Here is a 12,746-nt window from a genome sequence, read left to right as displayed (position 1 = left end):
TGAGATCACTGACGTATTGTTAATACGGCCAGAAAATGATTTGATAAGCCCATATTGTAAATAAGACTTACCCGATTCTGTGCAAAACCCTTACGAAAACAAAAGATTAGGCTGGCTTGCCAAGCAGGCCAAACAGCTGGCCAGCCGCTTAACGCTTGCCTTGCCAGGCACCTGCCCCTTATGCGGCACAAGCTGCACGGGTGAAAGATTCTGTCCCGACTGCCGCAACGATATTTTGCACTCCATGCAAAACCATCCCTATCGGTGCGCCCACTGTTGTCTGGCCCTGCCAAACCAGGCCCCCTGCCCCGACTGTCGCGAACAGGCGCTTCATACCGGAAGAATCACGGTCGCCTTTGATTATGTGCATCCACTGGACAGCCTGGTGTTGCGCTACAAAAACGGCCGCCAGCTTGATCTGGCGCCGGCCTTTGCCGAATTGCTATACCAACAGTTGCAACTCCAGGATTTGCTGCCGCTTGCCAACACCTGCCTGATCCCTATTCCGGGCAGCCAGCAGTCACTGTCCCGGCGTGGTTTCAATCCGGCGGCAGAGTTTGCACAACAGCTTGGAAAAAAACTACAATTGCCCGTTGAACATTTTTTTCTGCACCGCCATGACCAGCATCTGAAGCAATCCAGCCTGTCCCGTCACGCCCGTCGTGCAGCTGCTGCCGGTTTATATTATTGTTCGCGCCGCCTGGACATACCCCATGCCATTCTGGTCGACGATATAGTCACCACCTGCAGCACCATCGACAGTGCCGCCCGTGCCTTGCTGGCCGCCGGTGTGCAGCACGTGGATGTCCTGGCCATCGCCCGCACGCCCCCCAAACATTTTTAAGCAATCGCATGTTTCATATTATTCTTGTTTCACCCGAAATTCCGGCCAATACCGGCAACATCATTCGCCTGGCTGCCAACACCGGCATCCAGCTGCACCTGGTTAAACCACTGGGCTTTATGCTAGACGACAAACGTTTGCGCCGCGCCGGACTGGACTATCATGAATGGGCCGATATCAAGGTTCACGACACGCTGCCCGAAGCCATCGAATCCACCGGCGCGGCAAGCGGCCATATTTTTGCCATTTCCACCAAAGGCCAACGCCATATTGGCAACATTAGCATTGCCGATGGAGATGTATTTGTTTTTGGCCGGGAAACCGCCGGGCTCAAGCCCGAAGAATGGGACTCCATTGGCATTGAAAATGCCGTGCGCCTGCCCATGCGCCCCGACTCACGCAGCCTGAACCTGTCCAATGCGGTTGCCATTACGGTTTACGAAGCATGGCGTCACATCGGCTATGCCGGAAGCATCTGAACTTAACGGCGCCAGAACCCGGGCGTGAAAATAACCAGTACGGTGAACAGTTCCAAACGCCCGATTAGCATGGCCAGAGTACATACCCAGATCTGGAAGTCGGACAAGGCGCTGTAGTTGCCCATGGGCCCAACACTGCCCAGCCCGGGGCCAATATTATTAAGACTGGCAAAAATAGCGGAAAATGCCGTGGTGGATTCAAGCCCCGACAACAGCATGACGGCGGAAAGCGCCATTAAGGTCAGGGCATACACCAACATGAAAACCATGATGGACATAATGACCCCCTGATCAATAATACGCGCGCCCAGCCTGACCGGGAACACCGCATGCGGATGCAATATATGACGGATTTCAGTGCGGATCTGCTTAATCACCAAAATCAGGCGGATCATTTTGATGCCGCCACCGGTAGAACCCGACGAAGTGGCACACGCCCCCAGCAATAACATGACAATAGGCAAAAACAGCGGCCACTGCAGGTAATCCACATTGGAAAAACCGGTAGTCGTTGCCACGGAAATGGTATTGAACATGCCATACCGGAACGCGTCAGCCAGACTTCCGTATTCGTGAGAAAAGAACAGGTAAAGGCTGATTAGTGCACCACTGACCAGCACCAGACGCAAGAACGGAATCGTTTCGGGACAGGCCCGGTAAATAGACAAATCACGATTGCGGATAACCTTGAAATGGGTGGCAAAGTTAATACCGGCAAATAGCATGAACACCATTGCCACGATTTCTGCCGCTTGCGAATTAATATCCACAAAGCCGCCACCGTAAGTGGAAAAGCCCCCCAGGCCCATGGTAGATGCGGTATGGCACCAGGCATCAAACCAGTTCATACCTACCAGACGATAAGCCAGCAGACACAAAAGGGAAGCCGAAAAATAAATGGCATACAGTACCTTGGCGGTACCGGCAATACGGGGGGTTAATTTTTCTTCTTTCATGGGCCCCGGAATTTCGCCTCGCATGACCTGATGCCCACCTACCCCCAACATGGGCAAAATAGCCACCGCCAGCACCAAAATACCCATGCCACCAAACCATACCAGCGTATGCCGCCAAAGATTAAGGGATTCAGGTAATTTTGTGACATCGGGCAATACCGAAGCACCGGTGGTAGTTAACCCAGACATGGCCTCGTAATAGGCATGGGTAAACGACAGCGCCACACCAACATGGCTGGCTTCAAGCATTAAAGGCAGCGCTGCCAGCAGGGGGAATACCGTCCACACCAGAAATACCAGCAGCAGCCCGTCACGCGGGCGCAACTCACGACGAAACGGGTAAGTTAGCAACCAAAGCAACAGACCGCTGCCAGCCGCCAGCATAAAGCTGGTCAGAATACTTTGATCGGCCCCATCCTGAAACAGCCGTGAAAAAAAATAAGGGAACAGCAAGGTGAGTGAGAACACCACCATCGTCAAACCAAGCGCATGCAGGACATTCAGGATACTGCGCATTCCATTTCCTAGAAAAACATGGCCGAAACCTGGAACATTTTTTCAACTTTCTTCATGGTTTCACGGTTTGCCGCATAAACAATGACGTGGTCTGCCTGACGAATCACGGTATCGGGCTCGGGCATGATTAAATAACCCTCGCGGAAAATAACCGCCAGTGTTGACGATTTTGGAAATTGAATATCCTTGACCGAACGATCGACCAGTTTGGAGCTGCTGATATCACCCAGCACCTCAAATTCAATCACCTCGGCGGCACCGCGACGCAAACGGTGACCGGTTACCACCGCCCCCTGGCGCACATCACGCAACAAGGCGCCAATGGTGGCCTGGGCGGGTGAAACCGCGATATCTATCATGCTGCCCTGCATGAGCTCGCCATAAGCCTGACGCGAGATCAGGGCAATCACCTTGCGGGCGCCCAGACGCTTGGCCAACAAGGAAGACATAATGTTGTCTTCATCATCGTTGGTTAAGGCCAGCCAGGTGTCCATTTCGGCAATATTTTCACTTTCCAGCAAGGACTCATCGGTTCCGTTGCCATGCAACACCAGCACGTTTTCGGGCAGCATGGAAGCCAGCCACTCGCAACGCGCCTTATTGCTTTCAATAATGCGGATATTGTAATCATCTTCGGCCAGCTCTTTGGCCAGCCGATAGCCAATATTGCCACCACCGGCAATCATGATGGAACGAATGCGTTTTTTTTCTTTATGAAAAGAAGCGATACTTTCACGGGCCTGCCGGGTATCAATGGCCAGCACCAGTTCATCATTGGCCTGAATGGCGCCAACCCGGTTCATGGAAATGGAAACTTCGCCCCGCATGACCTCTAGGATACGGGTATTCAGGTTGGGTAGATTCAGGTGTGTTTCATCGATATGGTGACCAATTAAAGAGCTTTTGTGCCCTACTTTAAGAATGACCACACTGACCCGACCCTGCGCAAACTCAACAACTTGCAAGGCCTCGGGAAATTCAATCAGGCTGTAAAGATACTGCGTAACGCTTTTTTCGGGGCTGATGATGAAATCAACCCCAAAGCTTTCAGCCAGCAAGGTTTCATTGTCGGAATAAGACTGCCCCCTGACCCTGACAATGCGGCGGGGGATATTGAAAACATCACGGGCAATGGTACACGCCACCAGATTGGCCGCATCGGTGGCAGCACAAGCCACCAGAAGATCAGTATCATCGGCGCCGGCTTCTTCAAGCACATCGGGCAAAGAACCATCACCCAGCACGCAGCGCAAATCGAAGCGTTCTTGCAAGTAGGTCAGCCGATCGGGGTTGGTATCAACCACCGTGATGTCATTTTGTTCTGACACCAGGTTTTCGGCCACACTGGAACCTACGCGCCCTGCCCCGATGATGAGGATCTTCATGGAAAAAGACGAAAACTAGGCGTTGCGCTTGCGGGATGAGTCGATACCCAGCTGGCGCAGTTTGCGGTACAGGTGGGTGCGTTCAAGCCCGGTTTTTTCTGAAATGCGTGTCATGCTGTGGTTTTCTCGAACCAGATGGTATTCAAAATAAACCCGTTCGAACTCATCCCGTGCATCGCGCAAAGGCTGATCAAGGGTAATATTACCCAACATGGAACCCTGTGGCTGCGGCGCGGCATTGGCTGCCGGTGCAGCGGCTGCGGCCGCAACAGTAGCTGGCGCAGCGGCAAAAGCCGGGGTTGCCGCTACTTTTGTTGCGGCAGGAGCAGGCCGTGCAGCAGGTACCATACCGGCAGAAGCCAATACCTGTTTGGCATGCGGACGCGCCAGGCCAGACTGGACCGTTTTAAGCAGCTTTTGCAAGGTAATGGGCTTTTCAAGAAAATCCATGGCGCCAATGCGGGTTGCCTCTACGGCGGTATCAACCGTAGCATGTCCACTCATCATAATGACCGGCATATCCAGCAATCCCTGTGAGCCCCATTCTTTTAGCAGACTGACACCATCGGTATCGGGCATCCAGATATCAAGCAAGACCAGGTCTGGCCGGTATCTCAGGCGCGCGGCACGCGCCTGGGAAGCATTTTCAGCGAGTTCAACCGTATGACCTTCGTCATACAAAATTTCAGAAAGAAGCTCACGAATTCCAATTTCATCGTCTACCACCAGTATTCTGGCCATATGTAGTCACCTATTACTAACGTACATCAGTACTATTATTTAAATCTGATTAATCGAATTATAACCATCAGGACATGGTTTTTTGCTTTTCTTCACAAGTCGCGTGAGTAAAATCGAGATGCGGGCGCCACCTTCCTTGCGATTTGAAATATCAATCTTGCCCCCATGTTCTTCGATTATTTTACGAACAATTGCCAATCCAAGACCCGTGCCATGCACTTTGGTCGTTACGTATGGCTCAAAAGCATTCTGTAAAACCTGTGAGGTAAATCCACAGCCCCGATCCTCGAGCATTATTCTAACCGCTTCACCTTCTTCAGTGGCTCCCGTTGCAACTTTTGTGAGCATGGTCTGAATGGTAATGCCTGGTTCGTCCCCGTCAAGTTCGATATCAACCATGGCATCACGGGAGTTAGCCATCAAATTATTCAGCACCTGACGCAACTGGGTCGAATCAGCCTCGACCTCTGGCAGCATGGCATCCAGTTTCAGACCTATCCGCCGGTTAAGCGGTTCTTCAACATGATTTCCTTCGGGGTCCCAGCCATACAGCAATGCAAGATCCGTTATTAAAGCATTAATATTGACGTGTTGCATCTGTGCAGGCGGTGTTCGGGCATATTCACGGAAATCATCCACCATTTTTTTCAGGGAGGTCACCTGGTTCACAATCGTATTGGTAGAGCGGATCAACATATTTGCATCAGTCTCTTCCAGTTTGTCGGTCAACTTCATGGCCAGCCTTTCGGCCGACAATTGAATGGGCGTAAGCGGATTCTTGATTTCATGGGCCAGCCTGCGCGCCACCTCTCCCCAGGCAACCGCTCGATTGGCTGAAATAACCTCGGAAATATCATCAAAAACCACCACATAGCCAGTTTGCCGGCCATCTACCTGAAGCCGTGTACCACGCATCAAAAGCGTGACCGTTTTCTGATCATCCCCAGAATCAGCACCAATCATGATTTCGATTTGTTCCTGCCAATAATGCCGTCCAGAACCCACCGCCGCGTGATTGGAAAATGCCTTGCGGATATCCTGCGTAAACTCAATCAGGTTATCCACCACCTCTAGCGGCCGGCCCGGCACCGAGCGCAAGTCTTCATTCAGGATAGTCTGGGCGCCTTTGTTCACGGTCGTGACATTAAAGCGCGCATCAAATACGATCACCCCCGATGACAGCCCTTCCATCACACTTTCCAGGTACACATTAGAGCGCTCCAGCTGCAGTCGGTTAAGCTCCACCTGTTTGCGCGCCTCATCAAGCTGATGCGTCATCATATTGAACGAACGCGTGAGTTGCCCCACTTCATCCTTGGCATCCGGTTCGGGCAAAGGCCGGTAATCACCAACGGCTACGGCCTGGGTACCCTCGGCCAAATTCAGCAGGGGCTGCACCAGCTGCCGGGCAATAGCCAGCGCCACACCAATAGAGGCAAACACCGTCAGCAGCAAGGCCATGGTCAGGGTAATGCCATACAAATTGCGGATGCCGGTACGTGACAGCGCCAATTCTTCATAATCGCGGAAACCCTGTTGCACCTGATTCAAATGATTACCCAGACTCTCGGGCACCAGATAGGTCAATTGCAGCCAATACGGTTCCGGGGCGGCCCCCAATGGGACATCAAAGCGGAAGGAATGGGTAAACACGGGCACAATTACCCTGATCCTGAGCTGTGGACTTTGCTGGTCTACGTTGCCGGTATCTTCGGCCCGGGCATATTGCCGCGACAATTTGAGCTGGTTTACAATGGTCGCCGGCGGCATAGAGGGCAACAAACTGCCATAATTTGAGGTAGAAAAGGCCACCACACGGTTGCCGGCCGCTGAAAACACCAGGGCATCACTCAGGCCATTAGCCTCACGCAGGCGTGTTAGTTCCATGGGCATGTCCTGTTCGGGCACCCGTGACAAAACGCTGGAAATGGCTTTGGCCCGAACCAGCAAATCGGCCACCTGGCTATCCAGTGAAGCCCGCCCCAGGGCCAGCCCCGACTCTAGCGCACTGTCCACCTTGACGTTAAACCATGACTCGACAGAGCGGGACATGAACTGTACCGACAACAAATAAATAACCACCCCCGGAATAACCGCCATCACGGCAAAAGCCATGGCAAACCGGGACGTTAAGCGGGCACCGAATTTTTTCTTGCGCAATTGACGAATCAACCGCCAGGTTAGGGTTGCCACCCAGATAAACAGGGCCAGGGCCAACACGCCATTAAGCAACAGCAACAAATCAAACTGCTGTGCAAAGCGCGATGTATTGCCCGTTGAGCCCACCAGCAAACCCAGCAAGACAAAAGCGGCCAAAACAATGGCGATAAGGCTGATTTTCACCAGCCAGGAAATCAGGAGCCGGGTTTTATGTCCGAAACTTTTAAGTTGAAATTTTTCCATGGTGTCGATAATGACCAGGCACTGCTGTTGAATGCATTAATCTGAAAAGGCCTTGGGAGCAGGGAGGTATCCAGCTTCAGGCGTAATCTGCCTTCATAGTTAATGGTGGGGTTGAGCTGGTCAAGGTTTTTGATGGGCCAGCTTTCCAGGTTAATAATATGCTGCAGGGAATCATCCAGCGACAGCTCGGGTATGGATAGATCGCCGTTACTGATTCGCCATTGGCGCAACAGCGCATTGTATTGGATGCGCCAGGTATGTTGCTGCTGTAATTCAGTTTTATCAAACCATAACGTCTGTGGCCTGATGATTTCAAAATTGATGGTGAAATAAAGCGGCACCCCTTTTTCAGCGGCATTACGCACTTCTTCGCCCAGGTTTAACGAAATATTGGCCGACAAGGTATAGCTGTCTTTTTCCTTGTCCAGCGCCAGGGATTCTATCCAGGCATCGGGCTTGGCCTGCTGAAACTCTTGTGCGTAAGAAAACCACACCGGCAACAGCAAGACAACCGCCAAAAACGACCACATGAAAACACGGCCAAACCATTGAAAAGCAGATTGCGAAAAAACATTATCCCTCAAGTTCTTTAACCATCCTTGCCAGATTCCGGTTTTTTCCGGAACAGGGCATAATAAAAACCATCATGGGGCGCAACGCTACCGGCCTGTTCAGCCAGCGGCAGGATTTGTCCGGGGGCTCCCAGCCGCTCGGCACCGGCCAGCGACATTTCCAGATAACGGGCCTGCTCCTGCCCTTCTATGGGAAACACGGAACAGGTAACATACAGCAAGTACCCCCCTGGGGCAACCGTTTGCCACAAGGCCAGCACAATCGCTCTTTGCAAGGCTGCGGTTTTGGCCAGGTCGGCCTCTTGCCGGAGCCATTTGATATCCGGGTGCCTGCGTACAATGCCCGATGCCGTGCAGGGCACATCGGCCAGCACCAGATCAAACGGTACGCCATCCCACCACTGCGACAGCTCAGCAGCATCAGCGGCCCGCATGTGCACATGTGGGCCATCCAGCTTCAGGCGGGCCAGATTTTCTTCTACCCGGGCAAGCCGGTGGCTATCCACGTCTAGTACCGTCATATCAAGATTGGCCTGCTCAAGCAGGTGCGCCGTTTTACCGCCGGGTGCGGCACAGGCATCAAGCACCCGCATGCCATCATGCACCGGCACAATTTCACCGGCCAGTTGAGCGCCGGCATCCTGAACCGACCACCAGCCCTGTTCAAAGCCGGGTATTTGGGTAACCGGCAAGGCACGAGCCAGAACAAGACCGGCATGCCCGGCTTCGTGGCACGATATATCCTGTTCAATAAACAATTGGCGTAATGCCTCACGGCTGATTTGCCTTGTATTAACCCGCAACGTCATGGGGCCGGGTGTTGCGGCCGATGCCAGGATTTCGCGCCATTGCCCCGGATAGGCCTGGCGCACCTGATGAATCCACCATTTGGGAAACCCCCACTGCACCTCACTGCGCACGGCAATGGCTTGCATTAACGATTCTTTATTACGCAAAAAATTGCGCAGGCAGGCATTAAGCAGCCCCTTGAATGAAGCGGTTTTTTTGTGCTTGTCGGCCGCTTTCACCGCCTGGTTCACCACAGTATGTGCATCATAAACCGGTACATGGCGTGCCTTGTTATTAGCCTGGCTTTCATCAACCGCCAGCAGGCACAAAGCCACCACCAGCAAAGATTCAACCAGTCGATTGGGGGCTTTTTTATCTAGCAACAGCCCACTTAAGGCCTGCCCGGTTGCCAACTGTCGCATGACATAAAACGACACCGACTGCACCGGCGCCCGCCATTCATCGGGCACCTCTTGCAGGGACTCGGTTAAAGAACGGCCCGCCAATACGTCGCGCAGACAGCCGGCACAGGCAAACAGGACATCAGACAGGGCAGGCGCAACAACGGGAGAAGTCATAAGAAGCAGGGAAAAAATAAACGCACAAACCCAAGTGTAACCTGCCTTGATGTTGATTTATCTGATTTTTCCGCTGCTTTACGTGTTAAAACTGAAGAAAAATCCAATACCTGGTGTCAGGACTTGAGATGTCGGTCAAAAAACGCCAGTGAACGCTGCCAGGCCAGTTTGGCCGCATCTTCATCATAACGGGGTGTCGTGTCATTGTGAAAACCATGATGGGTATCGGCATACCTATGCATTTCATAGTCTTTGCCATGCTCTTTGAGGGCCTGTTCAAAGTCGGGCCAACCCGCATTGATTCGGTCATCGTTCCCGGCATAATGGATTTGCAACGGTGCCTTGATGACCGCTACTTCCGAAGCCGGTGGCTGGGCGCCATAAAATGGCACCGCAGCGGCCAGGTCGGGCATGCGTACCGCCATAATGCCAGCCACCCCACCCCCGTAACAAAAACCAATCACCCCCAGCTTCCCGCTGGACTCGGGATGGGTTTTCAGGAATTCGGCCGCCGCCACCATATCTTCGGTGCGTTTGCCCGGATCCAGTTTGGCAAACATCTCCCGGGCCTTGTCTTCATCACCCGGGTATCCCCCCACCGCCGCCAGGGCATCGGGCGCAAAAGCCAGATAACCCTCAAGCGCCAAACGGCGGGCAACATCTTCTATATAGGGATTCAGGCCCCGGTTTTCATGAATAACCACCACCGCCGGCAAGGAGCCGCTGGCGTTGGCAGGGCGTGCCAAATACCCTTTCATGGTGCCATTGCCTTTGGGAGAAGGATATTCAACATATTCTGCCTTGATCCGGCTGTCGTCTTTGGGCACCTGCTGGGCCCAGGCAAAATTGGGTTGAAGGCTGTCCAGAATGGCGCCAGCAGTAACACCCCCTACGGCAAAGCGGGCACTGCGGTTTAAAAATTCGCGCCGGCTGATAATGCCATGCACATATAAATCAAAATCCTTCAGTACGGCGGGCGAAAAATCACTTGCTTTTTTACGTTTCATAACAACGGCCTCTTTAGAAAAAGGGTTGATAAAACAAGGTTTTTTACAGTTTACGTTGAATGGGTCCTGAACGGAACGGATTTCCAAAAAAAAAGTTAAAATACTGATTTTAAAAGTATTGTTGAGCCAGGCTCATTCAAAAGGTATTGTTTTTATGTCCAACCCCAAAGTCGGTTTTGTCAGCCTTGGCTGCCCCAAGGCCCTGGTCGATTCTGAGCGCATTCTTACCCAGCTGCGCACCGAAGGCTATCAAATTTCCCCCTCTTATGAAAACGCGGATGTAGTGGTGGTTAACACCTGTGGCTTCATTGACAGCGCCAAAGCCGAATCACTTGAAGCCATTGGGGAAGCACTTGCCGAAAATGGCAAGGTCATTGTGACCGGCTGTATGGGTGTGGAAGAAGACGTGATTCGCAAGGTGCACCCCAGCGTGCTGGCGGTAACTGGCCCCCAGCAATATGAAGAGGTGGTGCGTGCCGTGCATGAAGCCGCCCCGCCCAACCTGGAGCATGATCCTTTTACAGACCTGGTACCACCACAAGGCATCAAGCTTACGCCCCGCCACTATGCCTACCTGAAAATATCCGAAGGCTGCAACCATCGCTGCAGTTTCTGTATTATCCCCTCAATGCGAGGGGACCTGGTTAGCCGCCCAATTGGCGACGTTCTTGACGAAGCCCAGCGCCTGGTCAATGCCGGCGTGAAAGAAGTCCTGGTTATTTCCCAGGATACCAGCGCCTATGGGGTAGACCTTAAGTATCGCAGCGGCTTCTGGAATGGCCGCCCGGTTAAAACCCGCATGACCGAGCTGTGCAGCGCCCTGTCAGAAATGGGTGTCTGGGTTCGCCTGCACTATGTGTACCCCTATCCCAGTGTCGATGAAGTGATTCCGCTCATGGCCGAAGGAAAAATACTGCCTTATCTGGACATTCCTTTCCAGCACGCCAGCCCACGTATTTTAAAAGCCATGAAACGCCCGGCGTTTGAAGACAAAACCCTGGCCCGCATTAAAAAATGGCGTGAAATCTGCCCCGAGCTCACCATTCGCTCTACCTTTATCGTGGGTTTCCCTGGTGAAACCGAAGAAGATTTCCAATACCTGCTTGACTGGATGAGCGAGGCCCAGCTTGACCGGGTTGGCTGCTTCCAGTACTCGCCGGTAGAAGGCGCACCGGCCAACGAATTGGCCGACGCTGTCCCTGACGATGTCAAACAGGATCGCTGGGAACGCTTTATGGCACACCAGCAAGCCATTTCAGCTGCACGGCTGCAAACTAAAATTGGCAAGGAAATTAGCGTCCTGGTTGACGAAATTGACGAAGATGGCGATGCCATTGGCCGCTCTAGCGCCGACGCCCCCGAAATTGACGGCTGTGTTTACTTAAATAGTGAGAAGTCGCTGAAACCAGGCGATATCGTGCGTGCGGTAGTGACCGAAGCCGATGAATACGATTTGTGGGCAGACGTCAAATAATGAGCCAGCTTCCCAAAATCATTGCTTTCGATTTCGACGGCACCCTGGCCAATACCCTGCCCTGGTTCGATGAAATCCTGAGCAGTGTTGCACAAAAATATAACTTCCGGGACCCTTCTGCCGAAGAAAAAGCCCGCTTGCGCAGCATGGAGGCAGGCGAGATTTTGCAGACGCTGCAAATCCCTTTCTGGAAGGCGCCTGCCATCCTGATGGAGTTCCGCCAGCGCATGCAAGATGCCTCACCCAATATCGAATTATTTGACGGTATTCCCGAGGCTTTGCAACAGCTCCATGCCAAGGGATACCAACTGGCCATCCTGAGTTCAAACAGTGAAATTAATGTACGCCAGATTCTTGACAAGAATGTGGACTATTTTGATGAGTTCCTGTGCGGCACTGATCTTTTTGGCAAACCGGCCAAACTGGGAAAGTTGCTGGATAAACACAAACTGCCCCCCGCCGAATGCCTGCTGATTGGTGATGAGTTACGCGATATTGAAGCGTCCCGCAAAGCCAAGGTCATGATGGGTTCGGTTACCTGGGGCTATAACAGCCGTGATGCCCTGCAACAGCAACAGCCTGACTTCATGTTTACCTCACCCGCAGACATCGTGAAGGCGTTAAGCTAACTGCCAGGCGTCCTCACGCTAGCGTGAACGCAGCCTCGTTCCCATACGGACATGGGAACGAGGAGGCCGAAGGCCGGCAGGGTTACTATTAAGCGCGGAAAGCCCCATCATTAATGGTGGGGATGGATAGCACGGGGTCCGAAGGACACCATTTTCTTGCACTCTTTTCTGTTTCAACTATACTAAACCCATGCAACGCCTTCAAGCCTCCCGATTCGCACTGATGCCCAATGGCCAACAGCAGCACGCCATGCGCAGCTTTGCCGGTTCCTGTCGGTATGTGTATAACCAGGCATTGCACTTGCAGCAGGAAAGGTATAAAGCGGGTGAAAAGAAACTGGGTTATGCCGAGCTGTGCAAGGTACTGACTGCC

General features: G+C 52.7%; 12 protein-coding genes. 5 read left to right on the top strand and 7 right to left on the bottom strand.

What is annotated here, in order from left to right; all coding sequences use genetic code 11:
- Positions 1-79 precede the first annotated feature (79 nt).
- The gene (locus JHL22_RS05750; protein ID WP_200234901.1) at positions 80-844 is read left to right on the top strand and encodes a ComFC family protein; all 765 of its coding nucleotides are present in this window, start codon (positions 80-82) and stop codon (positions 842-844) included.
- 8 nt (positions 845-852) lie between these two features.
- The gene (locus tag JHL22_RS05745) at positions 853-1,323 is read left to right on the top strand and encodes a tRNA (cytidine(34)-2'-O)-methyltransferase (RefSeq protein ID WP_200234899.1); all 471 of its coding nucleotides are present in this window, start codon (positions 853-855) and stop codon (positions 1,321-1,323) included.
- 2 nt (positions 1,324-1,325) lie between these two features.
- Here the strand turns inward: JHL22_RS05745 and JHL22_RS05740 are convergent, their stop codons facing one another.
- The 7 genes from JHL22_RS05740 to JHL22_RS05710 form a co-directional block, all read right to left on the bottom strand.
- Positions 1,326-2,795 (bottom strand): TrkH family potassium uptake protein, encoded by a 1,470-nt coding sequence (locus JHL22_RS05740; RefSeq protein WP_200234897.1) that lies wholly within the window; start codon positions 2,793-2,795, stop codon positions 1,326-1,328.
- Between the two features lie 8 nt (positions 2,796-2,803).
- Positions 2,804-4,180 (bottom strand): Trk system potassium transporter TrkA, encoded by a 1,377-nt coding sequence (trkA, locus tag JHL22_RS05735; RefSeq protein WP_200234895.1) that lies wholly within the window; start codon positions 4,178-4,180, stop codon positions 2,804-2,806.
- Between the two features lie 15 nt (positions 4,181-4,195).
- Positions 4,196-4,921, bottom strand: coding sequence for a response regulator (locus tag JHL22_RS05730; protein ID WP_200234893.1), 726 nt, complete (start codon positions 4,919-4,921; stop codon positions 4,196-4,198).
- A 39-nt stretch (positions 4,922-4,960) separates the two neighbouring features.
- Positions 4,961-7,276, bottom strand: coding sequence for a sensor histidine kinase (locus JHL22_RS05725; RefSeq protein WP_200235231.1), 2,316 nt, complete (start codon positions 7,274-7,276; stop codon positions 4,961-4,963).
- Positions 7,276-7,854: a DUF4390 domain-containing protein gene (locus JHL22_RS05720; protein ID WP_200234891.1), complete on the bottom strand. Its 579-nt coding sequence runs from the start codon at positions 7,852-7,854 to the stop codon at positions 7,276-7,278. The genes JHL22_RS05725 and JHL22_RS05720 overlap by 1 nt, the downstream gene beginning before the upstream one ends.
- A 59-nt stretch (positions 7,855-7,913) precedes the next feature.
- On the bottom strand, positions 7,914-9,263 hold the full coding sequence (gene rsmB, locus JHL22_RS05715; RefSeq protein WP_200234889.1) for a 16S rRNA (cytosine(967)-C(5))-methyltransferase RsmB: 1,350 nt from the start codon (positions 9,261-9,263) through the stop codon (positions 7,914-7,916).
- Positions 9,264-9,379: 116 nt separating this feature from the next.
- Positions 9,380-10,270: a dienelactone hydrolase family protein gene (locus tag JHL22_RS05710; protein WP_200234887.1), complete on the bottom strand. Its 891-nt coding sequence runs from the start codon at positions 10,268-10,270 to the stop codon at positions 9,380-9,382.
- A gap of 154 nt (positions 10,271-10,424) precedes the next feature.
- Here JHL22_RS05710 and rimO point away from each other — a divergent pair, with 154 nt between their 5' ends.
- The 3 genes from rimO to JHL22_RS05695 form a co-directional block, all read left to right on the top strand.
- A complete protein-coding gene (gene rimO, locus JHL22_RS05705) occupies positions 10,425-11,744 on the top strand; it encodes a 30S ribosomal protein S12 methylthiotransferase RimO (RefSeq protein WP_200234885.1) in 1,320 nt (439 codons plus the stop codon).
- Positions 11,744-12,373, top strand: a complete 630-nt coding sequence (locus tag JHL22_RS05700; RefSeq protein ID WP_200234883.1) for an HAD-IA family hydrolase — start codon at positions 11,744-11,746, stop codon at positions 12,371-12,373. Before rimO ends, JHL22_RS05700 begins: the two co-directional genes overlap by 1 nt.
- A gap of 190 nt (positions 12,374-12,563) precedes the next feature.
- A partial coding sequence (locus tag JHL22_RS05695) for a helix-turn-helix domain-containing protein (RefSeq protein WP_200234880.1) occupies positions 12,564-12,746 on the top strand: 183 nt, incomplete at its 3' end.

This window comes from Advenella mandrilli (assembly GCF_016595155.1).
GTDB classification, from domain to species: Bacteria; Pseudomonadota; Gammaproteobacteria; order Burkholderiales; family Burkholderiaceae_B; genus Advenella; species Advenella mandrilli.
The sequence above is the reverse complement of the archived record's forward strand: the minus strand, read 5'-3'. Positions and strand labels throughout refer to the sequence as shown.

What these genes read in the sequence shown, in the direction of transcription:
- JHL22_RS05745 (WP_200234899.1), top strand. Translation starts at nt 853, where the DNA reads ATGTTTCATATTATTCTTGTTTCACCCGAAATTCCGGCCAATACCGGC.
- JHL22_RS05740 (WP_200234897.1), bottom strand. Translation starts at nt 2,795, where the DNA reads ATGCGCAGTATCCTGAATGTCCTGCATGCGCTTGGTTTGACGATGGTG.
- trkA (WP_200234895.1), bottom strand. Translation starts at nt 4,180, where the DNA reads ATGAAGATCCTCATCATCGGGGCAGGGCGCGTAGGTTCCAGTGTGGCC.
- JHL22_RS05730 (WP_200234893.1), bottom strand. Translation starts at nt 4,921, where the DNA reads ATGGCCAGAATACTGGTGGTAGACGATGAAATTGGAATTCGTGAGCTT.
- JHL22_RS05720 (WP_200234891.1), bottom strand. Translation starts at nt 7,854, where the DNA reads ATGTGGTCGTTTTTGGCGGTTGTCTTGCTGTTGCCGGTGTGGTTTTCT.
- rsmB (WP_200234889.1), bottom strand. Translation starts at nt 9,263, where the DNA reads ATGACTTCTCCCGTTGTTGCGCCTGCCCTGTCTGATGTCCTGTTTGCC.
- JHL22_RS05710 (WP_200234887.1), bottom strand. Translation starts at nt 10,270, where the DNA reads ATGAAACGTAAAAAAGCAAGTGATTTTTCGCCCGCCGTACTGAAGGAT.
- rimO (WP_200234885.1), top strand. Translation starts at nt 10,425, where the DNA reads ATGTCCAACCCCAAAGTCGGTTTTGTCAGCCTTGGCTGCCCCAAGGCC.
- JHL22_RS05700 (WP_200234883.1), top strand. Translation starts at nt 11,744, where the DNA reads ATGAGCCAGCTTCCCAAAATCATTGCTTTCGATTTCGACGGCACCCTG.